At 58.8% G+C, this 25,995-nt stretch carries 26 protein-coding genes, 2 tRNA genes and 2 pseudogenes; 14 read left to right on the forward strand and 16 right to left on the reverse strand.

The window, feature by feature from the left end; genetic code table 11:
- Window positions 1-4: 4 nt before the first annotated feature.
- Window positions 5-2,059, forward strand: coding sequence for a DNA helicase IV (helD, locus tag N2K86_RS07535; protein WP_260661017.1), 2,055 nt, complete (start codon window positions 5-7; stop codon window positions 2,057-2,059).
- Window positions 2,060-2,102: 43 nt separating this feature from the next.
- On the opposite strand, the gene mgsA is transcribed toward helD, so the two are convergent.
- Window positions 2,103-2,561, reverse strand: coding sequence for a methylglyoxal synthase (mgsA, locus tag N2K86_RS07540; RefSeq protein WP_008499922.1), 459 nt, complete (start codon window positions 2,559-2,561; stop codon window positions 2,103-2,105).
- A gap of 80 nt (window positions 2,562-2,641) precedes the next feature.
- Window positions 2,642-3,304: a curli synthesis inhibitor gene (gene csgI, locus N2K86_RS07545; RefSeq protein ID WP_260661018.1), complete on the reverse strand. Its 663-nt coding sequence runs from the start codon at window positions 3,302-3,304 to the stop codon at window positions 2,642-2,644.
- 171 nt (window positions 3,305-3,475) lie between these two features.
- Here csgI and N2K86_RS07550 point away from each other — a divergent pair, with 171 nt between their 5' ends.
- Window positions 3,476-3,889: a CoA-binding protein gene (locus tag N2K86_RS07550; protein WP_260661019.1), complete on the forward strand. Its 414-nt coding sequence runs from the start codon at window positions 3,476-3,478 to the stop codon at window positions 3,887-3,889.
- A 35-nt stretch (window positions 3,890-3,924) separates the two neighbouring features.
- Here the strand turns inward: N2K86_RS07550 and hspQ are convergent, their stop codons facing one another.
- Complete coding sequence (gene hspQ, locus N2K86_RS07555) at window positions 3,925-4,242, reverse strand: heat shock protein HspQ (RefSeq protein WP_010429359.1); 318 nt, start codon at window positions 4,240-4,242, stop codon at window positions 3,925-3,927.
- Between the two features lie 60 nt (window positions 4,243-4,302).
- Window positions 4,303-5,493: a 23S rRNA (cytosine(1962)-C(5))-methyltransferase RlmI gene (gene rlmI, locus N2K86_RS07560; RefSeq protein WP_260661020.1), complete on the reverse strand. Its 1,191-nt coding sequence runs from the start codon at window positions 5,491-5,493 to the stop codon at window positions 4,303-4,305.
- Between the two features lie 222 nt (window positions 5,494-5,715).
- Between rlmI and N2K86_RS07565 the strand changes: the two are divergent.
- A pseudogene (locus N2K86_RS07565) lies at window positions 5,716-5,811 on the forward strand (AraC family transcriptional regulator); the annotation flags it as partial.
- Window positions 5,812-5,822: 11 nt separating this feature from the next.
- Window positions 5,823-6,104, forward strand: coding sequence for an acylphosphatase (gene yccX / locus N2K86_RS07570; RefSeq protein WP_260661021.1), 282 nt, complete (start codon window positions 5,823-5,825; stop codon window positions 6,102-6,104).
- Here yccX and tusE read toward each other — a convergent pair.
- Entirely contained in the window at window positions 6,101-6,430 is a 330-nt protein-coding gene (tusE, locus tag N2K86_RS07575) for a sulfurtransferase TusE (protein WP_260661022.1), read from the reverse strand. The genes yccX and tusE overlap by 4 nt on opposite strands.
- A gap of 88 nt (window positions 6,431-6,518) precedes the next feature.
- A complete protein-coding gene (yccA, locus tag N2K86_RS07580) occupies window positions 6,519-7,178 on the reverse strand; it encodes an FtsH protease modulator YccA (protein ID WP_260661023.1) in 660 nt (219 codons plus the stop codon).
- Window positions 7,179-7,447: 269 nt separating this feature from the next.
- Between yccA and N2K86_RS07585 the strand changes: the two genes are divergently transcribed.
- Complete coding sequence (locus N2K86_RS07585) at window positions 7,448-9,076, forward strand: ABC transporter substrate-binding protein (protein ID WP_260661024.1); 1,629 nt, start codon at window positions 7,448-7,450, stop codon at window positions 9,074-9,076.
- A gap of 144 nt (window positions 9,077-9,220) precedes the next feature.
- A tRNA-Ser gene (locus tag N2K86_RS07590) sits at window positions 9,221-9,308 on the forward strand.
- 171 nt (window positions 9,309-9,479) lie between these two features.
- Here N2K86_RS07590 and N2K86_RS07595 read toward each other — a convergent pair.
- Window positions 9,480-10,316, reverse strand: coding sequence for an alpha/beta fold hydrolase (locus tag N2K86_RS07595; RefSeq protein WP_260661025.1), 837 nt, complete (start codon window positions 10,314-10,316; stop codon window positions 9,480-9,482).
- 297 nt (window positions 10,317-10,613) lie between these two features.
- On the opposite strand from N2K86_RS07595, the gene N2K86_RS07600 reads away from it, so the two are divergent.
- Window positions 10,614-10,701 (forward strand) — tRNA-Ser (locus tag N2K86_RS07600).
- Between the two features lie 44 nt (window positions 10,702-10,745).
- Here N2K86_RS07600 and N2K86_RS07605 read toward each other — a convergent pair.
- Genes N2K86_RS07605 through hpxO form a run of 3 tightly spaced genes read right to left on the reverse strand, consistent with a single transcriptional unit; the run spans window position 10,746 to window position 13,899 of the window.
- Complete coding sequence (locus N2K86_RS07605; RefSeq protein WP_260661026.1) at window positions 10,746-11,681, reverse strand: PDR/VanB family oxidoreductase; 936 nt, start codon at window positions 11,679-11,681, stop codon at window positions 10,746-10,748.
- An 11-nt stretch (window positions 11,682-11,692) separates the two neighbouring features.
- A complete protein-coding gene (hpxD, locus tag N2K86_RS07610; protein ID WP_260661027.1) occupies window positions 11,693-12,727 on the reverse strand; it encodes a molybdenum cofactor-independent xanthine hydroxylase subunit HpxD in 1,035 nt (344 codons plus the stop codon).
- A 17-nt stretch (window positions 12,728-12,744) separates the two neighbouring features.
- Window positions 12,745-13,899 carry an FAD-dependent urate hydroxylase HpxO gene (gene hpxO / locus N2K86_RS07615; RefSeq protein ID WP_260661028.1) on the reverse strand — a complete coding sequence of 385 codons (1,155 nt, stop codon included), beginning with the start codon at window positions 13,897-13,899 and terminating at the stop codon, window positions 12,745-12,747.
- 239 nt (window positions 13,900-14,138) lie between these two features.
- Between hpxO and uraD the strand changes: the two genes are divergently transcribed.
- Window positions 14,139-14,639 carry a 2-oxo-4-hydroxy-4-carboxy-5-ureidoimidazoline decarboxylase gene (gene uraD, locus N2K86_RS07620; protein WP_260661029.1) on the forward strand — a complete coding sequence of 167 codons (501 nt, stop codon included), beginning with the start codon at window positions 14,139-14,141 and terminating at the stop codon, window positions 14,637-14,639.
- Window positions 14,636-14,959, forward strand: a complete 324-nt coding sequence (gene uraH, locus N2K86_RS07625) for a hydroxyisourate hydrolase (protein WP_126543634.1) — start codon at window positions 14,636-14,638, stop codon at window positions 14,957-14,959. The genes uraD and uraH overlap by 4 nt, the downstream gene beginning before the upstream one ends.
- Here the strand turns inward: uraH and guaD are convergent.
- Together guaD and N2K86_RS07635 are read right to left on the reverse strand one after the other, a co-directional pair.
- On the reverse strand, window positions 14,939-16,255 hold the full coding sequence (gene guaD, locus N2K86_RS07630; protein WP_260661643.1) for a guanine deaminase: 1,317 nt from the start codon (window positions 16,253-16,255) through the stop codon (window positions 14,939-14,941). The genes uraH and guaD overlap by 21 nt on opposite strands.
- Window positions 16,256-16,357: 102 nt before the next feature.
- A complete protein-coding gene (locus N2K86_RS07635) occupies window positions 16,358-17,854 on the reverse strand; it encodes an NCS1 family nucleobase:cation symporter-1 (RefSeq protein WP_260661030.1) in 1,497 nt (498 codons plus the stop codon).
- A gap of 144 nt (window positions 17,855-17,998) precedes the next feature.
- Here N2K86_RS07635 and N2K86_RS07640 point away from each other — a divergent pair, with 144 nt between their 5' ends.
- The 3 genes and pseudogenes from N2K86_RS07640 (at window position 17,999) to puuE (ending at window position 20,408) form a co-directional block, all read left to right on the forward strand.
- Window positions 17,999-18,715, forward strand: coding sequence for a GntR family transcriptional regulator (locus N2K86_RS07640; protein WP_260661031.1), 717 nt, complete (start codon window positions 17,999-18,001; stop codon window positions 18,713-18,715).
- Window positions 18,715-19,588: pseudogene (locus N2K86_RS07645) on the forward strand (aspartate/glutamate racemase family protein); the annotation flags it as partial. The gene N2K86_RS07640 and the pseudogene N2K86_RS07645, both read left to right, overlap by 1 nt.
- A complete protein-coding gene (gene puuE, locus N2K86_RS07650) occupies window positions 19,509-20,408 on the forward strand; it encodes an allantoinase PuuE (protein WP_407065281.1) in 900 nt (299 codons plus the stop codon). The pseudogene N2K86_RS07645 and the gene puuE, both read left to right, overlap by 80 nt.
- A 69-nt stretch (window positions 20,409-20,477) precedes the next feature.
- On the opposite strand, the gene hpxZ is transcribed toward puuE, so the two are convergent.
- From hpxZ to hpxW, 4 genes are read right to left on the reverse strand one after another with little or no spacing between them, the layout of a single operon-like run.
- Entirely contained in the window at window positions 20,478-20,864 is a 387-nt protein-coding gene (gene hpxZ / locus N2K86_RS07655; protein WP_260661033.1) for an oxalurate catabolism protein HpxZ, read from the reverse strand.
- Window positions 20,861-22,258, reverse strand: coding sequence for an AtzE family amidohydrolase (locus tag N2K86_RS07660; RefSeq protein WP_260661034.1), 1,398 nt, complete (start codon window positions 22,256-22,258; stop codon window positions 20,861-20,863). Before N2K86_RS07660 ends, hpxZ begins: the two co-directional genes overlap by 4 nt.
- Window positions 22,255-22,443: an oxalurate catabolism protein HpxX gene (gene hpxX, locus N2K86_RS07665; protein WP_260661035.1), complete on the reverse strand. Its 189-nt coding sequence runs from the start codon at window positions 22,441-22,443 to the stop codon at window positions 22,255-22,257. Before hpxX ends, N2K86_RS07660 begins: the two co-directional genes overlap by 4 nt.
- Window positions 22,444-22,453: 10 nt before the next feature.
- Entirely contained in the window at window positions 22,454-24,037 is a 1,584-nt protein-coding gene (hpxW, locus tag N2K86_RS07670; RefSeq protein ID WP_260661036.1) for an oxamate amidohydrolase, read from the reverse strand.
- Between the two features lie 143 nt (window positions 24,038-24,180).
- Here hpxW and hpxU point away from each other — a divergent pair, with 143 nt between their 5' ends.
- Window positions 24,181-25,020: a MurR/RpiR family transcriptional regulator HpxU gene (gene hpxU, locus N2K86_RS07675; RefSeq protein ID WP_260661037.1), complete on the forward strand. Its 840-nt coding sequence runs from the start codon at window positions 24,181-24,183 to the stop codon at window positions 25,018-25,020.
- Window positions 25,021-25,211: 191 nt separating this feature from the next.
- Entirely contained in the window at window positions 25,212-25,994 is a 783-nt protein-coding gene (locus tag N2K86_RS07680; RefSeq protein ID WP_260661038.1) for a transporter substrate-binding domain-containing protein, read from the forward strand.
- Window position 25,995: the final 1 nt, after the last annotated feature.

Below are 25,995 nucleotides of genomic sequence, written 5' to 3' on the forward strand. Positions count from 1 at the left end.
GGATATGGAACTGAAAGCAACGTCAATGGGCAAACGCCTGGCTCAACACCCTTACGACAAGGTTGTGCTCCTTAACGCGGGAGTGAAAGTCTCCGGGGAACGCCACGAATATCTCATTCCCTTCAATCAAATGTTGGCGATCCACTGTAAGCGAGGGCTGGTGTGGGGCGAGCTGGAGTTCGTTTTGCCTGCCGATAAAGTGGTGCGCCTTCACGGCACCGAGTGGGGGGAAACCCAGCGTTTTCATCACCATCTGAATACGCTCTGGCAGCAGTGGAGCCAGGATATGAGCGTGATTGCCGCCCAGGTTCTGCAGCAGGTACTGGATGAAATCGCGAAGAGCGATGCCCAACACACGTGGCTCACGCGCCAGCAGACTGCGGGTCTGCAGCAAAAAATAAAACAGGCGCTGACTGCATTGCCGTTCCCGGTGGCGCGACTCAATGAGTTTGACAATTGCCGCGACGCATGGCGGAAGTGTCAGGCATGGCTGAGTGATATTGATAAAAGTCGCCTTGCGCATAACCAGGCCTGGACCGATGCCATGCTCACCCAATACGCTGATTTCTTCAGCACGGTCGAGTCTTCGCCGCTTAACCCTGCGCAGGCGCGTGCGGTGGTCAACGGTGAACAGTCTCTGCTGGTGCTTGCGGGTGCCGGGAGCGGTAAAACGTCGGTGCTGGTGGCTCGCGCAGGCTGGCTTCTGACCACTGGGGAGGCCGTTGCAGACCAGATTTTGCTGCTGGCATTTGGTCGCAAAGCGGCACAGGAGATGGACGAACGTATCCAGGCGAGACTGCATACCCAGGATATCTCGGCCAGAACGTTTCATGCGCTTGCGCTGCATATCATTCAGCAGGGCAGCAAGAAAGTCCCGTCCATCAGTAAACTGGAAAACGACACGCAGGCGCGCCAGACGCTGTTCATCAAAACGTGGCGGCAGCAGTGCAGCGAGAAAAAAGCACAGGCAAAAGGCTGGCGTCAGTGGCTGGAGGAAGAGCTGAACTGGGAGGTGCCGGAAGGCAGTTTCTGGCAGGATGACAAGTTGGCACGTCGGCTCGGCTCGCGTCTCGATCGTTGGGTCAGCCTGATGCGCATGCACGGTGGTTCACAGGCCGAGATGATTGAAAGCGCGCCGGAGGCGATTCGCGCGGTGTTTTCAAAGCGCGTGAAGCTGATGGCTCCGATGCTAAAAGCCTGGAAAACGGCACTGAAAGAGGAGAACGCCGTCGATTTCTCCGGGCTTATCCATCAGGCCATTATCATTTTAGAGAAGGGGCGTTTCGTCAGCCCGTGGAAGCACATACTGGTGGATGAGTTTCAGGATATCTCTCCGCAGCGTGCCGCGCTGCTCTCGGCGCTGCGGGCGCAGAACAAACATACGTCGCTGTTTGCGGTGGGGGATGACTGGCAGGCCATCTATCGCTTTAGCGGGGCGCAACTTTCACTGACGACAGCGTTTCACCACTATTTTGGCGAAGGCGATCGCAGCGATCTGGACACCACCTACCGCTTCAATGCGCGCATTGGCGAAATAGCCAACCGCTTTATTCAGCAGAACCCGCACCAGCTGACCAAACCGCTTAACAGCCTGACGCCGGGGGATAAAAAAGCGGTCACCCTGTTAACAGAAGATCAGCTTGAGCCGCTACTGGATAAACTGAGCGGCTACGCGAAACCCGACGAACGCATTCTGGTGCTGGCACGCTATCATCACCTCAAACCGGCCGCGCTGGAAAAGGCCGCTACACGCTGGCCGAAACTTCAGCTCGATTTTATGACTATCCACGCCAGCAAAGGGCAGCAGGCAGATTATGTGATTGTGGTGGGGCTTAAAGAGGGCAGCGACGGTTTCCCGGCCCCGGCCCGCGAGTCGGTGATGGAAGAGGCCCTGCTGCCGGTGCCGGAAGATTTCCCGGATGCGGAAGAGCGACGTCTGCTGTATGTGGCGATAACCCGCGCGCGTCATCGCGTATGGCTGTTGTTCAATAAAGAGGTGCCATCCGTGTTTGTCGATATTTTGAAGAGTATTGATGTGCCGGTAGCGAGAAAGCCGTAGCGGGATTGCCGGGTCAGGCGAAGCCGCCACCCGGCAAAAAAAGTTATTTCAATCTTTCGGAAAGATAACGCTGATAGTCCGGAATAAGGATATCAACCGGCGAGTTAAACTGCGGCGATTCGATGATGAAATCCGCCGTGGACAGGTTCGTCGCCACCGGAATATTCCACACCGTCGCCAGGCGCAGCAGCGCTTTAACATCCGGATCGTGCGGAACTGCGTTCAGCGGATCCCAGAAGAAAATCAGCACATCAATTTTCCCTTCCGAAATCTGTGCGCCTACCTGCTGATCGCCGCCCATCGGGCCGCTCAGCATGGCGTTCACTTCCAGCCCCGTTTCGCGCTGGATCAGATTGCCGGTTGTACCGGTCGCTGAGAGGGCGTGCTTTTCCAGCAAAGACTGATGGCGGCGAACCCAGTTAAGCAGCATTTGTTTACAGTGATCGTGCGCAACCAGAGCAATGTGTTTGCGTTCCGGGAGCGTGCGTGTTGTCAGTTCCATAATCATATCCATCAGGTTAACTGACTACACGATGACGGGAACCGCCTGATGCTGCAAGAGAAAGGCGTAAAAAATGTGGATTACGACGAAGGTTGTTGTTTTGCCCACTGCAAAAAGCGGGCGCGCGTATCGGGATCGGCCTGCTGGAACCAGAATTTCAGGCGTTGCTCCGTCAGCGTCTGGGACTGAGGCGGAATAACATCCAGCTCTGAAACACCGGATAACAGCGTACTGTCGTCGGCCATCATGGTGGCAAACTGCGGAAGAGAGGCGCGTTTACCCGCTTTGTTATAAGACTCGGTTGCGGCCTCGTAGTCCGTGCCTTTTGGCGAGGTGGTTAGCGCCAGAATATCAAGCTTCACCGGAATCGGCATCGAATCCCCATCCAGCAGCTCAACGCGCGGGGCTGCGTCAAAAGCAACGGACTCTTTTTCGCTTTCAAGCCGTGGCAGGGTAATGTTTACCTGACTGACCCGCTGGGTATTAAAGCTGATAATCAGTGGGGGAGAGATGTACATCCGTTGTTCATGATTCGCAAGGCCGATCGTTTTTTCTACCCGAAATACCAGCTGATGCGGCCCGTTATCCAGTTCGATGCTCTCTGCGCCACGCAATAATGAACTGGAAACTTTTTTCCCGTCCAGCACCAGCAGGTCAATATCAGTCGAGAGCCGAAGCGTGGTTGCAAAAACGCAAACCGGCATCACTAGCGCAATCACAGCAGAGACAATGCCGGTTTTCATAGGTGACTCCAGTTGAAAATTATGCTCGCAAGAATGTATCAAAATTTTTCGATAATCACGTTTACTAACATATAGACATAAATCACCGTTTTGCCCTCATACATCTGTATGGGATGAATGGTTGAGATGTGCGCTTTGGCGTACACTTTGAAAAAAGCCAGGAGAAAAAGCATGAGAGAGAATGATATCGCCGAGATTTTGACATCCACGCGCACGATTGCGCTGGTGGGTGCCAGCGATAAACCGGATCGTCCAAGTTATCGCGTGATGAAATACCTTCTCGATCAGGGCTATCACGTCATCCCCGTTTCGCCGAAAGTGGCGGGAAAGACGTTATTAGGCCAGCAGGGCTACGCCACGCTTAGCGAAGTACCGGAAAAAGTGGACATGGTAGATGTGTTTCGTCATTCCGAGGCGGCATGGGGCGTCGCGCAGGAGGCGATAGCCATTGGTGCGAAAACGCTGTGGATGCAGTTGGGCGTCATCAATGAACAGGCTGCGGTGCTGGCTCGCGAGGCGGGTTTACAGGTGGTTATGGACAGATGCCCGGCGATTGAAATCCCCCGGCTGGGGCTGGCGAAGTAAAAAAAAGGCCCGATTACCGGGCTTTTTTTACACGCTCAGTTGCGCAGGCGCGGCGCCTGCAACTGCTTGCGGATAGTCTGCGCTAATTCATCCATCGTGGGTTGCTCCGGATGTTCATCCTGCAGCTCACTGCTTAACTGCGCCTCAGCAAGATAGGTGTGAACGGGTTGCCCGTCGTCACCTTCCATCACCACGTGGTACCAGGGCGCGGCACGAAGCTCTGCATCAACCGCCAGCTCGTCGGCTGACGGTTCGTCAAGGGAATACTCCGGGTCGATATCCACGACCACACCCAAATACCCAAGCAAGGTGTGGCGGACCTGCTGGCCGATACCGAATTTGCTGGCAATCATAGTCACCTCCCGGGAAACATTACTTACACACGATGTGAGGGCAATATTTCTCTTTTCAAGTTACATGACGCGACAGGCAAACCCTTTCAGATAGAGCCCTTCCGGGTAGGTAGCGATCACCGGATGATCGGCCGCCTGACGGAACTGCTCTATAAATTGTACATCACGACCAGCATCTATTGCGGCATCGGCGATGATTTTCTGAAATAAATCTGTGGTCATCAGGCCGGAGCAGGAGAAGGTCAGCAGCACGCCGCCAGGGTTCAACAACTGGATAGCCAACATGTTGATATCTTTGTATCCACGGCAGGCGCCCATCAGCTGGCTTTTGTTTTCCACAAACTTAGGCGGATCCATCACGATGACGTCGAACTTCTCGCCCCCATCGCGATATTTACGCAGCAGCTTGAAGACGTCATCGCGAACAAACTCGGCTTTGCTCAAGTCCAGCTTGTTGAGCTCGACGTTCTGTTTCGCCACGTCCAGCGCTTCCTGCGAGGTGTCCACGCTGACAACCTGGGCACAGCCGCCCATCAGCGCTGAAACGGCAAAACCGCCGGTATAGGAGAAGCAGTTCAGCACGCGTTTGTCGGCAACATACTGACGCGTAGCCAGACGGCTATCGCGCTGGTCGAGGTAGTAACCTGTTTTGTGGCCACCCTGAATATCCACCAGCAGCTTCATGCCGTGTTCTTCAATCGGCAGCAGGGCAGGCGGCAGTTCGCCGGTCACAGGGCCTTGCGTCAGCTCCATACCCTCTTTTTTGCGCACCGCCACATCGCTGCGGTCGTAAATGGCGCACTGCGGGAACAGCGTTTGCAGCGCGCTAATCAGCGCGGCACGCTGATACTCAGCCCCGGCGCTCAGGAGCTGCAGCACCAGGAAGTTACCGAAACGGTCAATGGTGACGCCCGGCAGACCGTCGGACTCACCGGCAATCAGGCGGTAGCTGTCCAGCCCGTCGCGTTTTGCCAGCCATTCGCGCCACTGCTGCGCCTGCTGCAGGCGGCGGACGAAGAAGTCGATATCGATGGTTTCATCTTTATCGAAGGTCCAGACGCGGGCACGGATCTGGGACGCTGGCGAGTAAGCGCCTCGCGCTAACCATTTCCCCTGATGGTCAACGATATCAATGGTTTCACCGAGGCTGGCTTTGCCTTCCATACGGGCAACCGCGCCGGAAAAGACCCAGGGATGACGGCGCAGTAATGACTTCTCGCGCCCTTTGGCTAACACTAAACGTACACTCATAATTTGCTATTCTGTCGATTTCAGGAAATGGCGCGTAGATTACCACATTCAGCAAGGCGCAATCATCTGCGGATACCGTTGAGCGTTTCGGCACAAAATCAAATCGCTTAGGCACATTACGGCACTGCGGCGGGATAAGGATATTTCCCGCGAAGACAATGATGCTGCCCGCTGATGCCGGTAACCCAAATGGCGAAAAATCACCTGCTGGTGCTGTGCAAGGGCGAAATCGCATTACAATGTGGGTATCTTTCCAGCTCTCGTTTCACCGCACGTTTCCGGCAACACTATGGCTGTTTGCCGAAAACGCTACGTTAAGGAGAAGAAAAATGTCAAAAGTCTGCACCATTGCCTGGGTTCACGGCGTTGTTCAGGGCGTCGGGTTCCGCTACAGCACCCAGCGCGAAGCGGTTGAGCTTGGGCTAACGGGATATGCGCGAAACATGGATGACGGCAGCGTTGAAGTGGTCGCCTGCGGCGAAGCGGAGCAGGTCGACAAGCTGGTGGCGTGGCTGAAAGCGGGTGGGCCGCGCAGCGCGCGGGTTGATAAGGTCTTAACGGAACCGCATCAACCCGGTCGGGAATATATGAACTTCGGTATTCGCTATTAAATGCACTTTACCGGTTTAGGCAGGCCGGCAATTTTGGTGGCCTGTTTTGCCGGGCCTTTCGGGAACAGACGGTACAGATAGCGGCTGTTGCCTTTCTCTTCACCGAACTTATTAGCCATCGCTTTGACCAGCATGCGGATGGCCGGGGAGGTGTTGAATTCAAGATAGAACTCGCGGACAAAACGCACCACTTCCCAGTGTTCGGGGGAGAGGATGATACCCTCTTTCTCCGCAATCACCGCTGCCAGCGCTTCGCTCCACTGACCACTCTCTTTGAGATAACCGTCGTTATCGGTCTCGATCTCTTTGCCTTCAAAACTCAACATAATCATTCACGCATCAGTCAAAAACCGCAGCAGTGTATCAAAAAACAAAGCCCCGCATAAGCGGGGCCAGGTTTACATTGCTGTGGCTTTAATCGCGGCTGGCGAAGCCCAGGATGCTCAACAGGCTGACGAAGATGTTGTACAGCGACACGTAAAGGCTCACAGTCGCGCGGATATAGTTCGTCTCACCGCCGCGAATGATGTTGCTGGTTTCAAACAGGATCGCACCTGAAGAAATCAGAATAAACACGGCGCTAATCGCCAGGTGCAGGGCAGGCAGCTGCAGGAAGATGTTTGCCACCATACCCACCAGCACGACCACGACACCCGCCATCAGCATACCGCCGAGGAAAGACATGTCCTTACGGGTAGTCAGCACGTAGGCCGAGCAGCAGAAGAACACCAGCGCGGTACCGCCCAGCGCCATCCCGATAAGGTCGCCCATACCGGCAGACAGATATGCATTCAGCATTGGCCCCAGGATGTAGCCCAGGAAGCCAGTGAAGGCAAACGCAGACAGAATACCAACCGGTTTGTCAGCGGTTTTGTAGGTCAGGAACATCAGACCATACATCCCCACCAGCGTCAGGATCAGCCCCGGAGACGGCAGCATCAGCACGGTGCTGGCGGTGGCAATGATCGCAGAAAACGCCAGCGTCAGGCTAAGCATGAAATAGGTATTGCGCAGCACCTTGTGGGTACTGAGTAGCGATGTGCGGTCGCGTGAAGACGTAATTATACGATCCATGAGTCACTCTCTTATGACAGATGTAATTAACGGCAAGAATAGGAAACGGCGCGCCAGTCTCAAAGTGGTTTTACCCATCTTTACTCAGCACGTTAGCGCTGATGCTGGTTATTTCTTCTGTGAAAATCATTTCCCACAGGATGAACAGCGGATTGCGAATTTTATTCAGATCAACCTCTTATAGGTTACTGAAAAATATTGCCTTATTTCAATGCGGGCGCTAAGAGTTATTCCCGGATCGTCATAAAACAGACAATAAGGCGAAGGACATGAAACCACAAACACGCACTAACTTTACACTCTCTTTGTTAACCGCGGCCATACTGTGCACCAGCACGGCAAGCTGGGCGGCTAACGTGCCGGCAGGAACGCAACTGGCAGAGAAGCAGGAACTGGTCAGGAACAACGGCAGTGAACCTTCATCGCTTGACCCGCATAAAGTCGAAAGCGATGTCGAATTCAATATTATCAGCGATTTATTCGAAGGGCTGGTCAGCGTTTCTCCGAACGGTGATATCCAGCCGCGGCTGGCGGAGAAATGGGAGAACAAAGACAACACCGTCTGGACGTTCCATCTGCGTCCTGGCATCACCTGGAGCGACGGTACCGCCATGACTGCAGAAGATGTGGTCTGGAGCTGGCAGCGTCTGGTCGACCCAAAAACCGCCTCGCCGTACGCCAGCTATCCTGGCAACATGCACATCATCAACGCCGCAGAGATTGCGCAGGGTAAACAAGCGCCCGATAAACTGGGCGTGAAAGCCATCAACGACACCACGCTTGAAGTCACGCTCACCCAGCCAAATGCCGCTTTCCTGGCGATGCTGGCGCACCCCTCGCTGGTGCCAGTGGATAAAGTGCTGATTGGTCGTTTCGGAGATAAATGGACCAAACCCGAGCATTTCGTCAGCAGCGGTGCTTATAAACTGTCGCAGTGGGTGGTCAACGAGCGCATTGTGGCCGAGCGCAACCCGCGCTACTGGGATAACCCGCATACCGTTATCAATAAAGTGACGTACCTGCCCATTACCTCTGAAGCCTCGGATGTGAACCGCTATAAGGCCGGTGAAATCGACATCGTTTATACGGTGCCGATCAATCAGTTCGCGCAGCTCAAGAAAACGCTGGGCAGCGAACTGGATGTTTCTCCACAGCTTGCCACGTACTGGTATGAGTTCAACACCACTCGTCCACCGTTTAATGATGCTCGCGTGCGTAGGGCGCTGAACATGGCGCTGGATAAAGACATCATCGCGGAGAAAGTCTTAGGGCAGGGGCAACGTCCGGCGTGGCTCGTCAGCCAGCCGGATATCGGCGGTATCACGCTAAAAAACCCGGATTACGCCAGCTGGCCGATGGAAAAACGCATTGCCGAAGCCAAAAAACTGCTGGACGAAGCCGGTTTTAACGCCAGCCACCCGCTGAGCTTTAATCTGCTCTACAACACGTCTGAATCGCACCAGCGCATTGCCATCGCGGCCAGCTCAATGTGGAAGAAAAATCTCGGCGTGGAGGCGAAGCTGCAAAATCAGGAGTGGAAAACCATGCTGGATACCATGCACACCCACAACTTTGACGTGGTGCGCTACGCCTGGATTGCGGATTACGATGATGCGGCGACGTTCCTCAACAACTACCGTACCGGAGACAGCGAAAACACCAGCCAGTACAGCAACCCTGAGTATGACCAGGCGTTAGTCAATGCAGCGAAAGCGAAAACGCCGGAAGAGCGCGGCAAGTTCTACCAGCAGGCAGAGGATCTTTTAGGGCGCGACGTGCCTGCGATCCCGGTCTATCACTACGTGCGTACGCACCTGGTGAAACCCTGGGTGGGCGGATTCACGCCGGATAAGCTGGGGTACTACTACACCAAAGATATGTACATCAAGAAGCACTAAGCCTGAACGCTGCATTTTGTGCTGAGAAAATGGCCAATACGTTGTCAATTCAACCGATTAAACGCGTATTGGCTATTTTTAAAGCGAACGAATGCCGTGGCTCTTTACAGCACGCAGAGAGGTGTTTATAGTTCGCCTCACTTAGGAAGCGTGGCCGAGCGGTTGAAGGCACCGGTCTTGAAAACCGGCGACCCGAAAGGGTTCTAGAGTTCGAATCTCTACGCTTCCGCCAAACATAAACCCCAGGTTACTCGTTAACCTGGGGTTTTTCTTTTGGATTAGCCAAAATGTGTTCATCAGATAATCAGTTTTCCGCCCTTTCCGGGACGGGCTGGTTATCGCTGCGCTTAAACCTTACTGTAGGCAGGGTAAGCGCAGCGCCACCCGGCAAGAAAGGTGACGTCTAAGAGCGGATAAAGGCCAGAATGTCCGCGTTGATGGTATCCGCATGGGTGGTATGCATCCCGTGCGGGAAGCCCGGATAAATTTTCAGTACGCTGTTCGCCAGCAGCTTGTCCTGCAGTAGCGAGGCATTTTTATACGGCACGACCTGATCGTCGTCGCCCTGCAGCACCAGTACGGGCACCGTGATGGCTTTTAAATCCTCCGTCTGGTCGGTCTCTGAAAACGCCTTAATTCCCTCATAGTGAGCCCTGGCACTTCCGATCATTCCCTGACGCCACCAGTTCTGAATGGTGCCCTGCGACACGTCGGCCCCGTCCCGATTAAAGCCGTAGAAAGGACCGCTGGCGACGTCGAGGTAAAACTGGGCGCGGTTAGCCGCCAGCGCTTTGCGGAAGCCGTCGAAAACCTCAATGGGCGTCCCACCGGGGTTAGCGTCCGTTTTTACCATCAGAGGCGGGACGGCGCTGACGAGCACCGCTTTGGCGACGCGCCCCTGCGGTTGCCCGTACTGCGCAACATAGCGGGCGACCTGGCCGCCACCGGTGGAGTGGCCGACGTGCACGGCGTTGTGCAGGTCCAGGCTTTCAACCACGGCCGACGCATCGGAGGCATAATGATCCATATCGTGGCCTTCACTCACCTGATCCGAGCGCCCATGGCCACGACGGTCGATAGCGATAACGCGATAGCCTTCCGCAAGGAAGAAGAGCATCTGGTTATCCCAGTCATCGGCGCTCAAAGGCCAGCCGTGGTGGAAAACAATGGGTTGCGCCTCTTTTGAACCCCAGTCTTTGTAGAAAATGTTGACGCCGTCTTTCGTTGTTACGAATGCCATACCGCAAACTCCTCAGTTAAAGGCAAAATGATCGCGGGCTGAAAGGCTCGAATCCTCATAGCCCTGATTGATCCGGCTTTTTCACGTTCACCGTACCGGTAGAACGTTTAAAGTGTAGGAGAAATACTGGGAGTAGAAGGTTTCATTACCGTTTAAGGCAGCCATACACCCGCTGGCTGCGGGGGAACAGGCTTTACGTTTTACACCTCGGCTGAATAAGTGTTGCGCAGTCACGTAGAAATCGAAAAATTCCTGCTTTACATCGCGCCTGGAGGTGTTTATAGTGCGCCTCACTTTGGAAGCGTGGCCGAGCGGTTGAAGGCACCGGTCTTGAAAACCGGCGACCCGAAAGGGTTCTAGAGTTCGAATCTCTACGCTTCCGCCAAATTCGAAAACCCTGCGATAGCAATATCGCAGGGTTTTTTCGTTTTACAACGCAATCACCAGTTCCCCCGTATGGCTCCGCGAACAGCACAGCGCCACCAGCTGTTTTGGCGCGCCTTTTTCCGCCTCCGACTGCACGCTATCCCGGTGATCCACCACGCCGTCGACCACCGGCGTCAGGCACGCGCCGCAGATCCCCATTTCACACGATAGCGGAACGTCCACGCCGTTTTCCTGCAGCACCTGGGCGATAGTTTTATCCGCAGGCACCGGCCAACGCTCGCCGGTGGAGGCCAGTTTGACCGTAAAGATCTCGCCCGCGACACCGCTTGTGACAGGGGCTGCAGGCTGAAACGCCTCGCTGTGAAGATGGGCGTCATCCCATCCCTTCGCTATAGCCACCTCTCGCACTTTTTCCATAAAACCCGCTGGTCCACACACCCAGGCATGAAATCCCACCTCCGGCACCGGAAGATGCTCACCCAGCGTTGTACGCGGACTGGCGGTATGAATGATGCACTCACCGCACTGCGAGAGTTCGCGCGCAAACGCCGCGCTTTCGCGGTTTCTGATGTAATAGTGCAGCGTAAACGGTGTTCCGGCCGCCTTCATCTGCAGGGCCATCGCATACAGCGGCGTAATGCCAATGCCCGCCGCCAGCAGCAAAACCCGCTCTGCCTGAGCAAGCGGAAACAGATTGCGCGGGGCCGAGATCGTCAGCTTCTGCCCGGGACGCAGCGTCTCGTGAACGTAGCGCGACCCGCCGCGCGAGGCGGTTTCCCGGCCCACGCAGATAAGATAGCTCTCGTCCTCACAGGCCCCGGTCAGGGAATATTGGCGCACCACGCCGCAGGGCAGGTGGACATCAATGTGCGCGCCGGGCTGCCACGGCGGCAGTGCTTTACCGTCTTCAGACACCAGCCTGACGGCGAGGCTTTTGTCACCCTCACGCCACAGCCCGTCAACAATCACGCTCAGCATATCGGCCTCCGTCATACCAGGAAAAATTCGCCGAAGCCCATCTTCTTTAGTCCCCGGCGGTAGGCAATCGAGCTTTTATCCGCCGGGATATGAGCCTCCAGCGTCAGATCCAGCGGCAGGCTTTCCGGGCGCTGGGTTTCCACCATCAGCCGATCCTCTTCAAAAATCCGTAGGTTAAAGGCATGCACATCTTCCACCGGAATATGCAGGTCAAAATTGCGTGCAATAGGGGCGAACATGCGGGTCACGCGCGATGACACGGGCGACGCGGCGTTCATGATCGCCAGTCGCGATTCTCCCGGAAAATGAATCGTCAGCGTGGCGGTAAAGGGCAGATGCATTTCAAAATGGCGCAGCCACTGGAAGCCTTCCGGGGCCTGCACACCAGAACTGGCAGGATAGTTGCTCACGGAGCTCCAGTAATCGGCGACAAAGCCAAATGCGGTCTCGTGCGGCTGATAGGCGGGCACAAGCTGATTATCGGGATCGGCAAAGGTATCAGTATGGATCCACGCAAAGTGCGCCACGTCCAGAAACCCTTCCACCTGACGCCCGGCGAAGCCGTTCACCTCAAACGCCGGGCAGTTGATCTGCTGAAATCCGTCGTCATTCCAGTGCGGCATGGTGGGCAGCGGAGCAGGATTGTCCGGGTCAAAGGCCAGACAGGTCCAGATCAGCCCGAAGCGCTCCTCCACGGCGTAGTTAATCAGGTTCAGCTTCGCCGGAACGGGCTGGTCGGGGCTGGACGGAATACGGTTGCAGCGGCCGTCCTCCCCGAAGCGTAAGCCGTGATAGGGGCAGATAATCCCGTGCTCATCGTGAAAGCCGAGCGTCAGCGGCACGCCGCGGTGCGGGCAGACGTCACGGGCGACCACGACCTGGTCGTGGATCCGGTAAATCACCAGCTGTTCATCCAGCAGGGTCGCCTTGACGGGCGCCGGGCCGACATCGCAGGCGCGTGCAACCGGATGCCAGCATTTCGCCAGGCGCAGCCAGTCCTCTGGCTCAAACGTGCAGTGGGCGGGTGGAGTAGGTTCTCTTTTCATCGTTGTCCCTCTTGCGTTCAGCCTAACGGGCCGCCCTGAATGGTCTCGCACAGACCGTTGATGATGCGCTCTCCGGTCTCCTCTTTGAGCTCCTGATACCAGGCCTGCGTCAGCGCCATGTCTTTGCCGTGGGTGACGTCGCAGCGTTTACGCGCCTTCAGCACCAGGTCGCGCACCCGGTCACAGCGCAGCGCTTCGTACTGCCGCAGCGCCAGCGTAATGCTGTGATTTTCACGCAGGCATTCCCCCAGCACCACGGCGTCTTCCATCGCCGCGCAGCCGCCCTGGCCGATATCCGGCGTGGTGCTGTGCGCGGCATCACCGAGCAGCGCGACGTTGCCGCGGACCAGGCTGTCGAACGGCTCAATATCGTGGATTTCAATGCGGTTGGTGGTTTCAGGATCCAGCGCCGCGATAAGCTTCTGCACCGGCGGCGCCCAGCCGCGGAAGTAGCCCGTGAGATCGGCGAGCAGGGTAGTACGGTCCTCCGCCAGGCCCGCGGGCAGGGGCACATCAAAAAAGAAGTAAAACCGTCCGCTGGAGACGGGCATCAGCGACACGCGTTTTCCTTCGCCAACGAAGGTGGTCCACTGGTGAGCCGGGGCGATCTCTTCGTCAATCTTCACCAGCCCGTTCCAGTTTACGTACCCGGCGTAGCGGCGTTCCGGCGTATAGCCCAGCACATACGGGCGCACGGCAGAGTGGCTGCCGTCGGCGGCAATCAGAAAATCGCCTGTTGCCGTGGTGCCATCGGTAAAGGTCACGCTCACGCCTGCATCGTCTTCATGGACGTGTTCCACGCGCTTGCCGAACTGCACCTTGTCGCGACCCCAGAAGTCCAGCATTTCGCGCTGGAGTTCAGCACGCGAGACGGGGCAGGGACGCCCGCCGGTACGCTCAATCAGCGGGGCAAGGCTAAAGCGGGTCAGGGTCTCGCCGCGCCGGTAATCCTTGTAGGCCATAAAACGCATCGGACCGCCGTAGGTCTCGATGATGTCGCCCATGCCGAGGTGCTGCATGCATTTCACGCCGTTCGGCCAGATGGAGATGGCCGCCCCGACGGGCCTGATCTCGCTTACGGCTTCAAACAAGGTACAGTCGATGCCCGCTTTCTTCAGCGCGACGGCGGCGCTCAGGCCGCCAATTCCCGCACCAATAACGATTGCTTTCATGCTTCTCTCCTTTTGCAGGGTGTAAAAACATTCAGCAATTTGCGTACCAGGCTGCAGAGTGGCGAAAACGGCGTTGTGAGAGGTGAGTTTGCACTGCTAAGGTGCGCAAACGCGGTGAAGGTGCCTTTTTATGAACCAATAATTTCCTGTTCAGCCATACGGAATCGACTGTTTCACCGCGGCAACAAGAGTGGCGTGGTTTGTGCAACAACCCGGAGGATGACAATAAAGGAGACACTATGATCGCACTGCACGACTTCAATCATCTTCCTGAGATAGACGCTCTCGCGCTGCTCCACCCCTGCGTGGCGCTCCCCGGCTGGGCTGAGGCACTGGTTCGCGGGCGGCCTTACTCGAGCCGGAGTGAAGTGTTCAGCACGGCGAAAGCGCTGACGCAAAACTGGGACGACGCGGCGCTAGCGCAAGCCCTGAGCGCCCATCCGCGCATCGGGGAAAAGCCCGCAGGTTCACAGGCGGAGGCGGCGCTGTCGCGTCAGGAGCAGGGCGCGGTGAATGAAGGCGATGCTGACCTTGCCCAGGCGCTGCGCGAGGGGAATGCCCGCTACGAAGCTCGCTTCGGGCGCGTCTTTCTGATCCGCGCGAAGGGCCGCAGCGGCGAGGACATTTTACAGGCGCTGCACACGCGGCTTGAGAACAGCGATGCGCAGGAAATCCGTGCCGCGCTGGAACAGCTACGGGAAATTACGTTACTCCGTCTGGAAGGAGTCATTAGCGAATGAGCACACTCAGCACCCATATTCTGGATATCTCGACGGGTAAGCCCGCTGAGGGCGTGACGGTTCATCTCGAACGGGAGGGCGAAATCATGGCGACGGGCGTGACCAACGTAAATGGTCGTATCACCGAATTTGTCCCTTTCCTGCCAAAAGGCCGCTATCGGCTGGTGGCGGAGATCGGCGCGTGGTTTAGCGAAACCGGTCGCGATACGCTCTACCCCTGCGCGCAAATTGATTTTGTGACGGGAGAAACGGCGGGTGAGCACTTCCACCTGCCGTTTGTGATTGCGCCCGGCGGGTGGTCAACCTACCGGGGGAGTTGACCATACCCGTTCGCCGTTTACCCAGGTCTCGCTGATGTTGCGCTCGTCGCCCAGGGTCATCAGCACAAAAAGCTGCTCGTAGATATCCTGACAGCGGCGATTGCGCAGGCGCTGCAGCGGGGTTACGCCAGGATCGATAACCACGAAATCCGCCTCTTTGCCGGGCGTGAAGTTGCCAATCTTATCGTCCAGCCTGAGGGCGTGCGCGCCGCCCAGCGTGGCGTGGTAAAACGCCTCGCTGGCGCGCAGGCGATAGCTCTGAAGCTGGCCCACCTTGTAGGCTTCGCCCAGGGTGCGCAGCATGCTGAAGGTGGTGCCCGCACCGACGTCGGTGCCGATGCCCATCCGGACCTTGTGCTGCCAGCAGGCGGGCAGGCGAAACAGTCCGCTGCCGAGAAACAGGTTAGAGGTGGGGCAAAACGCCACCGCCGAGCCGGTGTCATGCAGACATTGCCACTCGCTGTGGTGAAGATGAATCGCGTGGGCAAACACGCTGCGCTCGCCGGTCAGGCCGTAGTGGTGATACACGTCCAGATAGCGCTCATGTTCCGGCCAGAGGTCGCTCACCCAGGCCACTTCGTTGGGGTTTTCGCTCAGGTGGGTCTGCAGCCAGGTGTCCGGGAACTCCTCTCTGAGCAGGCTGACCGCCGCCAGCAGTTCGGGTGATGAGGTCGGGGCAAAGCGCGGCGTAATCGCATAGCCCAGCCGGCCCCGGTGGTGCCAGCGCTGAATCAGCTCCCGCGTCTGCCGGTAGCTCTGCTTCGCGTCTTCGCTCAGGTAGTCCGGCGTGTGTCTGTCCATCATCACCTTTCCGGCGATAAGGCGCATGTTGAGGCGCAGGGCTTCGGTAAACAGCGCCTCGACCGATTCCGGATGCAGCGTGCAAAACACCAGTGCGGTAGTGGTGCCGTTGCTTACCAGCTGGTTAATAAAGAATTGGGCGATCTCTGTCGCGTAGGCCTCATCGGAAAACTGGCTCTCCACCGGGAAAGTGTAGGTGGTCAGCCACTCCAGCAGCTGTTCGCCAAAGGCGCCGATCATCTCCGTTTGCGGATAATGGACGTGGGTGTCGACAAAACCGGGCAGCAGCAGCCTGCCGCGCAGGTCGGTGTAGCCCTTGTGAGGGTCAAGATACTGCTCGCCCTCCTGCCACGGCATCTGCGCCAGAATTTTCCCGCTCTGTATAAACAGCAGCCCGTCCTCAAGGTAGCGCGCGTGCCGGGCAATCGCGTCTGCGCTGTCGCAGACCTGGGCAATATCAAAAAATGCGCCGCGGATCGCTGTCTGGTAATCCATCATGGTTCCTGCCTTTGTTTTTGCGTAGCGGGGTGATAAGGCGCAGCAAGAACGGTGCCAGAATGAACGGGCCGCAGATACGCTGCGGCCGGAAGGAGGGGATTACTCTTTTTGCGTCGCTACGCGGGAGCTGAACGACGTCGCACCTGCCGTCTCGCGATCTTCCCGCGCCAGCCAGCGGTAGGTCACGCCGCCGAGGAAGACGCCGATGAACCAGCTGAAGTTCGCCACCTCATGCAGGGCCGGGATAAAGCTAATCACCAGGCCCACGGCAACGGACGGGATCAGCGCGCCAATGGCTTTCGGGTTAAAGCCGTTGCGGTACCAGTATTTGCCCTTTGGCGTGTCGTCGAACAGATCGTCGACCGACACCTTGCCGCGTTTAATCAGGTAGAAATCGGCAATCAGAATGCCGAACAGCGGGCCGATGAACGCCCCGAGCACGTCCAGGGTGTAGTGGATAAGCTCCGGCGAGTTGAACAGGTTCCACGGGGTGAGCAGGATAGAACCGACGGCGGCAATCATTCCCCCGGTGCGGAAGCTGATTTTCTGCGGCGAGCAGTTAGAGAAATCAAACGCCGGCGAGACGAAGTTGGCGACGATGTTGATCCCAATGGTGGCGGTGATCATCGTCAGCAGGCCAATCGCCACGGCCAGATCGTTACCCACGCGGCTGACGGTTTCGATCGGGTCGGTGATCATGCGGCCAAACAGCGACTGGGTGCCGGAGACAATCACCACGGTGACGATGGAGAACAGCAGGAAGTTAAACGGCAGCCCCCAGCGGTTGCCGCGGCGGATCTCGCCCATGCTTTTCCCGTAGCGGGAGAAGTCGCCAAAGTTGAGCAGCGGGCCGGAGAAGTAAGAAACCACCAGCGCGGTCGCGGTGATCATCTGCCAGGTCTGCTCGCCCGCGCTCAGGGATTTGCTGGCGAGGGTGAAGGAAATACCGTCAAAACCGGTCTTGTATACAATCCATCCTGCGAGAGCCAGCATCACCACGTAGACCGCCGGACCGGCGATATCAATAAAGCGCTTGATGGCGTTCATGCCGTGCCAGAAGACCATCGCCTGCAGGACCCACATGATGGCAAAACAGATCCAGCCCAGAGTCGACAGGCCGAGGAACGCCCCGGAGGTGAGCGAAGAGAGCGACGGCCAGAACTTCAGCGCCACCAGCATCAGGGCATTGGCGGCCAGATAAGTCTGGATGCCATACCATGCAAAGGCGATAAGCCCACGGATCACCGCAGGAATATTGGCCCCGAAGACGCCAAACGCCTGACGGCAGATCACCGCATAAGGCACGCCCGCCATCTGGCTCGGTTTTGCCACCAGGTTGGCGCAAAGCTGCACAATGCAAATCCCCACCAGCAGGCAGAGCAGCACCTGCCAGCTTGCCAGTCCGAGCGTAAAGAAGCTCGCGGCGACAACATATCCCCCCATGCTGTGCACGTCCGACATCCAAAACGAAAAGATGTTGTACCAGCTCCAGTTCTGGTCACGCGTCGGTGCCAGATCCTCATTGCAAAGACGTGGGCTGTAGACCGCACCGGAATCAGCGGCCGTACCCTGCTGCGTGTTTTGACTGTTTGGCATGAAACCTGCTCCTGTGAATGAAAACCCGTTGAGTGGGAGTGCAGACGGTGTTGCAGGATCCAGGCCAAAATAATAAATCTTGTATGCAATATTTTATTTTTATGTATACGATTCGATAACGAAGAGTAAAAGACGGAGTGGTGAATGAACAACATAAACGCCCTGCAGACCGCGCCAGACCTGCATGACAAAGATGAATCCATCTTCCAGGCGCTGATGACCGCGATTGTCGAACATCAGCTGCTGCCGGGGAGCAAACTGCCGGAAGAGGCGCTGGCCGAGGTGTTTGGCGTGAGCCGCACGGGCATCCGTAAGGTGCTGCAGCGACTCGCGGCTGTGCAAATGGTCACTTTAACGCCCAAGCGTGGTGCACACGTCGCCAGCCCGACGGTGGAAGAGGCGCAGCACATCTTCCGCACCCGCGCCCTGCTGGAGGTCGCTAACCTGCCGGACGTGCTGGCCCGCTGCCAGCCGCCGCACCTTGCCGCGCTGGAGGCCATTATTCGCCAGGAGCAGCAGGCGCACGAGGCGTACGACGGCCCGGCGGCGATCCGCCACTCCGCTAATTTTCACATTCAGCTGCAGGCCATCTCCGGCAACCAGGTGCTCACGGAGATGGTGACCAGCCTGAGCCAGCGATCTTCGCTGGTGATTGCCACCTGGGGCGCGCCGTGGCGTCAGGGCTGTCGCTGCAACGATCACGAGCAGCTTGTGGATCTGCTGCGCCAGAAGGCGCTTGAGCCATTAAGCGATGCCCTAATGCACCATTTTGAACATATCGTCGCCAGCCTCTGCTTCGAGCGGGCGGGCGAGTGCCTGCCTGATTTTGCCCGGCTGTTCGCCGGCCACAAGGAGTCGTAATGTCATCTGTCTGTATACAAGTGATCAACCCTAACACCAGCCTCGCGATGACGGAAACCATCGGCGCGGCGGCCCGTGCGGTAGCGGCGCCGGGGACGGAGATCCTCGCGGTCTGCCCGAGCGCGGGGGTGCCGTCCATAGAAGGCCACTTCGATGAGGCCATCGCCGCCGTGGGGGTTCTCGAACAGGTCAAGCTCGGCAGACAGCAGGGCGTGGATGGTCACGTCATCGCCTGCTTTGGCGATCCGGGCCTGCTGGCGGCGCGCGAGCTGGCGCAGGGGCCGGTGGTGGGCATTGCCGAAGCCGCCATGCATATGGCGACGCTGGTGGCGACGCGCTTTTCGGTGGTCACCACGCTGCCGCGCACGCTGATCATTGCCCGTCATCTGCTGCACCAGTATGGCTTTCACGATCGCTGTGCGGCGCTGCACGCTATCGATCTCCCGGTGCTGGCACTGGAAGACGGCAGCGGTCTGGCGCAGGAGAAGGTGCGCGCGCGCTGTATACAGGCGCTGAAAGAGGACGGCTGCGGCGCCATCGTGCTCGGCTGCGGCGGCATGGCGACGCTGGCGCAGGAGCTGACCCGCGAGCTGCGCGTGCCGGTGATCGACGGCGTCAGCGCGGCGGTGAAGATGGTGGAGTCGCTGGTGGCCCTGGGGCTGTCGACCAGCAAGCACGGGGATCTGGCGTACCCGGAGAACAAAGCGTTAAGCGGGCATTTTCAGGCATTGAATCCATTTTAATTTTTTGGGGGGTGGCAATGGGGCTTTTTGAACAGGATTATCCGCGGGATCTGCGCGGCTACGCGGGCAACCCGCCGCACGCGCGGTGGCCGAATCAGGCGCGTATCGCCGTGCAGTTTGTGCTCAATTACGAAGAGGGGGCGGAAAACCACGTTCTGCACGGCGATGCCGGTTCCGAACAGTTCCTGTCGGACATCATCGGCGCGGCCAGCTACCCGGACAAACACATGTCGATGGACTCCCTCTACGAATACGGCAGCCGCGCCGGGTTCTGGCGGATCCACAATGAATTTCAAAAGCGCGGCCTGCCGCTGACGGTCTTTGGCGTGGCTATGGCGCTGGCGCGTCACCCGGAGATCGTTGAGGCTATCAGGGATGCGGATTATGACGTGGTCAGCCACGGCTGGCGCTGGATCCACTATCAGCACATGGACATCAGCCAGGAGCGCGAACACCTGCATAAAGCGGTGCAGGTGCTGACCGACCTGTTCGGCAAGCCGCCGACGGGCTGGTACACCGGGCGCGACAGCCCCAACACCCGCCAGCTGGTGGTGGAGCACGGCGGCTTCGACTACGACAGCGACTACTACGGCGATGATTTGCCCTTCTGGACGGTGGTGGCCTGCAGCGACGGCACCCGCAAACCGCACCTGATTGTGCCCTATACGCTGGATGCGAACGACATGCGCTTCGCGACCGCGCAGGGGTTTAACACCGCCGAGCAGTTTTATACGTACCTGAAGGACAGTTTTGACGTGCTGTACGAAGAGGGAGAAAGCGCGCCGAAGATGATGTCCATCGGCATGCATTGCCGTCTGCTCGGGCGGCCGGGGCGTTTTCGCGCGCTACAGCGGTTCCTGGATTACGTGCAGCAGCACGAGCGGGTGTGGGTTTGTACCCGCCAGCAGATTGCCGACCACTGGCGGGATGTGCATCCGTTTCAGAAGTAAGCGTGCCGTGTTTAGCCGGGTGGCGGCTGCGCCTTACCCGGCCTACAAGACCTCGTATTCCTGGTGGCATTACACCATCAAACTCACCTGCGCCGCCACGATGCGCCACCCGTAGGCAAACCGCACCCACGTCTGCTGCTGACGGCCAATGCGTTCCGTGCCCTCCCGGGTAAACTCGGTGCTGCACACGGCATAATTTTCACCGAAGGTGGTAATCACGGTGTGACGCAGAGTCCGCTGCAGCCCGGCGGCGGGACGCGCCGCGCGAAAGGCGCGGATTTCATCAATCCCGTACAGGTTTTCACCCGCCCCCAGACGCACCGTGTTTTTGTCGTGCCAGAACAGCTCGTCCAGCACCGCAACGTTGTTGCTGACCAGCGCGTCTTCATAGCGGTAAAACGCGGCGGTCACCTCGGCAACCACCCACGGCAGGTTAATGTCATCGTGATTTATCATGCTGCCACCTCCGCCGGACGGGCATCGGTGATGCCGCTCTCTTCCAGTACGTGCGCAACGCGCAGGCAGGCCTGCTCGTTAAACGGCGCCGCAATCAGCTGTAGGCCAATCGGTGCACCCTGGACGGTGCGCAGCGGAACGGTGGTCACCGGCAGGCCCAAAAATGATATCGGCTGGGTCAGCATCCCCATGCTGGCGCGGACGGGGAGCGGCTGGCCGTTAATCTCCATGGTCTGCTCACCCGCGAGCGTCGCGCTGCGCGGCGTTGCCGGAGCGATCAGCACGTCGGTCTGCGCGAACAGGGTGCTAAATGCCTGCCGGGCGTGCGCGCGAAACCGCTGGGCCTGAATGTACCAGGCGGAGGGGATCATCGCGCCCGCCAGCAGCCGTTCGCGGGAATGCGGCTCAAAACGCTCCGGCTCGCGGCGAAGCGCGGGCAGGTACTGGTTTCCCCCTTCGGAGGCGCTGATGATAAACGCCGCGGAGCGCGCCAGCTCGGCGTCCGGAAACTGCAGCTCATCCTGCGCGTCGAGCGCCTTCGCCACCCGCGCCACGGCGTCTCTTGCATCCGCATCGCACCAGGTGGTGAAGTAGCCGCCGAGCACCGCGCAGCGCAGGCCGTCCAGACCGCGCTCGAGCAGGGGGCGCGTCTGCTCGCGCGAGCTCTCTGCCTGAAAACCGTCGCTGCCGTCCCGCCCCTGCAGCGCGTCATACACGGATGCCAGGTCGCACACGCGGCGGGCAAAGGGGCCGATATGATCCAGGCTCGCGACAAACGGATGGCTGCCGGATCGCGACAGACGGCCAAAGGTGGGCTTCAGGCCATAGATGCCGCACAGGGAGGCCGGAACGCGAATCGAGCCGTTGGTGTCGGTACCGAGCGAAAAGTGCACCAGCCCGGCGGCCACGGCGGCGGCCGATCCGCCGGACGACCCGCCCGCAACGCGCCTCAGGTCGTGCGGGTTACGCGTGGTACCGTAGTGGCTGTTTTCTGTGGTGAAGCCGTAAGCGTAGGCGTCCATATTCACCATTCCGGTCAGCAGCCCGCCCGCGCTGCGTAGCTGGCGCACGGCGAAGCTGTCAGCGGCGGCGGCAGGGCGCTGGCTGAACAGCTCGGCCCCGGCAAGGGTGGTGTGACCGGCAACGTCGAACAGGTTTTTTACCGCGTAGGGCACGCCCGCCAGCGGCGGCAGGGGGCGCTTCTCGCGGCGCAGAGTGTCGATGCTCTCGGCCTCGGCGAGCATGCGTTCTTCCGTCACGGTGGTCCAGGCGTTGATCTGCGGGTTCACGCGCGCAATCGCCTCCAGCGTCTGGCGGGCAATCTCGCGAGCGCTCAGTTCGCCTGCGCTCAGCGCCTGCTGGATCGCGCTGATACTCATCTCGTGTAGCCTCATGCTTTGTATACTCCTGCGATCTCCAGACGGTCATCAAGCGGCAGCGCCATCAGCGGGGCGGCCAGGGTGGCAATGCGGCTGAACTGCAGCTGCAGCTCGGCACGGCGCGCATCGTCCAGCGTCACGCCGAGCACGGACTCCATTTGCGCCAGATACGCCTGCCAGTCGGGTTGTACGTTGTTCATTATTATCTCCTCAGAATCCGGCGGCCGCGCCGTTGCTGCGCGGGTCAAACGCCCCTTCGAACAGCCCGTTGGGGTGGCGGACAATCGCGCCCGCGTGGCCCATCGCTTCACTGAAGTCAGGGAACATTTCCACCTCATGTCCGAGAGCCTGAAGCCGTGAGACCGTCTCAGCGGTAAAGCGTCCTTCCAGCTTTAACGTGTCCGAGGTTTGTCCCCAGGTACGTCCCAGCAGCCAGCGCGGGCGGGAAATACTTTCCTGTAACGGCACGCCCTGAATCGCGTAGCGGGTAAAGAGCGCGGCCTGGGTTTGCGGTTGTCCGTCACCGCCCATCGAGCCGTAGACCATCACGCGTCCGTCTTTCAGCCGCGCCGCGGCCGGGTTCAGGGTATGGAAGGGCTGCTTGCCCGGCGCGAGGGCCAGAAAATGAGCGGGATCGAGGCTGAACGATGCGCCCCGGTTCTGCCAGACGATGCCGGTGTCCGGCAGCACCACGCCGCTGCCGAACTCGTGATAGATACTCTGGATAAACGACACGGCAAGCCCGCTGTTATCCATCACTCCCATCCACACCGTATCGCCGGGGCCTTTCCCGGTCCCCCACGGCGCGGCGCGGTTGCCATCAACTTTGTCGGCAAGCGCCTGAAGGGCGGCGGGCTCCAGCAGGCTCTGAACATCGGTTTGCAGCTCGCGCGGGTCGGTGATGTGGGCATCGCGCAGGCCAAAAGCCAGCTTGGTGGCTTCAACGATGCGGTGAATGGTGTCGGCGTCGTCGGCCTCCGCCATATTCAGGCGATCGGTGACACCGAGTATCGCCAGCGAGACCAGCCCCTGCGTCGGCGGGGCGTGGTTATAAATTTCCCCCTGCTGATGCTCCAGCTTCAGCGGCACGGTGCGCCGGGCAACGTGCGCGTGTAAATCGGCCAGCGTCACGGGCAGGCCCAGCGTCTCCATACCCTGCGCCAGCACCTCCGCCAGCGGGCCGCGATAAAAGCTGTCCAGACCGTCTTCCACCAGACGCGTCAACGTCGTGGCCATGGCGGGTTGGTAAAAACGGCTCCCGGCCTGCAGCGGCTTACCGTCCACCAGCCAGGTTTCTGCAAAACCGGGAACATCCTTCAGCTCGTCGAATTTACTGGCCGTGGCGTGGGCCTGAGATGCCGTGACCGGCGTGCCGTTTTGCGCATAGTCAATGGCATCGGCCAGCAGGCGGGCCAGCGGCAGCGCCTTGCCGGTCATCTCGCGCGAAACCTTCAGCGCCTCGTCCCAGCCGCTCACCGTACCGGCGACGGTCAGCGCCGCACGGGGCCCGCGATGGGGAATATGCGCCAGACCGTCGTAGGCGGCGAGCGTTGCGCGCGATCCCGCCGCGCCGCTGGCGTCAATGGCGACAGGTTCGCCTTCCGGCGGCACGATAAGCCAGAAGCCGTCGCCGCCCAGCCCGTTCATGTGCGGGTAAACCACGGCAACGGTGGCCGCCGCGGCGACCATCGCTTCTATCGCGCTGCCGCCTTCGCGCAGCACCGACAGCGCGCTCTGGCTGGCAAGATGGTGGGGCGCAACGGCCATGCCGTGCGTGGAGACATTACTTTGCATGAAGCATCCTCATAACCCTGAAAGTCACAAGGTGCTGCAAAAGCTGTTCCAATTCTGAAAGAAAAGTTTCAGTAAACTGGCACGCATAATGAATACGTATAATAAAAGGTACAATGTGATGAAACAAAAGTTACAGAGGCGCTATGGAACAACTGGATGAACGTCTGAAAGCACAGTACCCGTCGCTGTCGCCGCAGGAGCAGCGGGTGGCGGATTTTATATTCGACCATTTTGACGATCTGATTAGCTACAACAGCGCCGAGCTGGCGCAGCTGAGCGGGGTGTCGAAAGCCACGGTGAGCCGTCTGTTTAAGCGTCTGGGCTATGAGAAATATAAGGACATGCGCGACGAGCTGCGCACCCTGCGCCAGAGCGGGATGCCGCTCACCGATAACCGCGACGCGGTGCAGGGCAATACGCTGCTGGCGCGCCACTACAAGCAGGAGATGGCGAACCTGACCCAGTGGGTCAATGCCCTCGACGCGCAGCAGTTTGCCGACGCCATGGCCTGCATGGTGAAGGCGCGGCGCATTGTGATTATCGGCATGCGTAATGCCTATCCGGCGGCGCTCCACCTGCGTCAGCAGCTGCTGCAGGCGCGCGGTCAGGTGCTGGTCCTGCCTCAGCCGGGGCAGAGCCTGAGCGAGGAGCTGGTGGACTTAACGCCGGACGATCTGGTGGTCATGATGGCCTTTCGCCGCCGACCGCGCATCATTCGCCCGCTGATGCAGCAGCTTCAGAGCAGCGGTATTCCTGTGCTGCTGATGTGCGAGCCGCAGGCCCACAGCCTGTTTCCGCTGGCGAGCTGGCAGCTCTGCGCCCCGCTGGACAGCGTCTCGGCCTATGACAGCTACGCCTCAGTCAACAGTCTGATCAACCTGCTGGCGAACGCCTTCCTGCATGACATTCTCGATAAAGGCCGTCCGCGCATTCACGAGATCGCCTCCCTCTACCAGCAGCTGGACGAACTCGAGCAACGATAATGGGGCATCAGGCTGGTGCTTTGCATTAAAATGGTGCATGGCGGCGGGGCGAAAATGGAGAGCATTTTCGCCCCGCCCGCGTTTTATCAGGCTTTATGAGAAAAATCCCCGCTTCGGCTTATCTGGCACATTAGTTGCAAAATCACATTCAAAGAATCTTTTGTTTCATGTTAACGTTACGGGGAAGCACCATGAAAAAATTGTTGATTGCACTGGCCGGGGCCGCATGTCTCTTCACACAGCTGCCGGCAAAGGCTGACCAGCTTCAGGATATTGAAAAACGCGGCACTATCCGCATTGCCGTTCCGCAGGACTTCCCGCCGTTTGGCTCGGTAGGGACCGATCTGCAGCCGCAGGGCTATGACATCGACATGGCGCGCTATCTGGCCAAACAGATGAAGCTCAAGCTGCAGCTGGTGCCGGTGACCAGCGCCAACCGCGTGCCGTACCTGCAAACCGATAAGGTGGATCTGGTCATATCCAGCCTCGGTAAAAACCCGGAGCGCGAGAAGGTGATCGACTTCAGCCGCGCCTACGCGCCGTTCTTCCTCGGCGTGTTTGGTCCGAAAGGGGCCGAGCTGAAAGACGCCGCCGCGCTGAGCGGAAAAACCATCGGCGTGACGCGCGGGGCGGTGGAGGACATGGTGCTGACCGGCCTGGCGCCGAAAGACGCGAACGTGAAGCGCTACGAAGACAATAACACCACGCTCTCGGCCTACCTCTCCGGGCAGGTGCAGTACGTGGCAACCGGCAACCTCGTGGTGGCGGCCATTTCGCGCCAGAATGCGGACAAAGCCCCGGTGCCGAGCTTTATGCTGAAAGACTCGCCGTGCTTTATTGGCCTGAAGAAAAACGAACCGGCCCTGAAGGCAAAAGTGGACGCGCTGATTGAGCAGGGCATCAAGGACGGGACCCTGAACGGCCTGTCCGAGCAATGGCTGAAGGCTCCGCTGCCGGCAAGCCTCGGCGTATAAG

The sequence above is a fragment of the Enterobacter mori genome (assembly GCF_025244905.1).
Taxonomy (GTDB): domain Bacteria; phylum Pseudomonadota; class Gammaproteobacteria; order Enterobacterales; family Enterobacteriaceae; genus Enterobacter; species Enterobacter mori_A.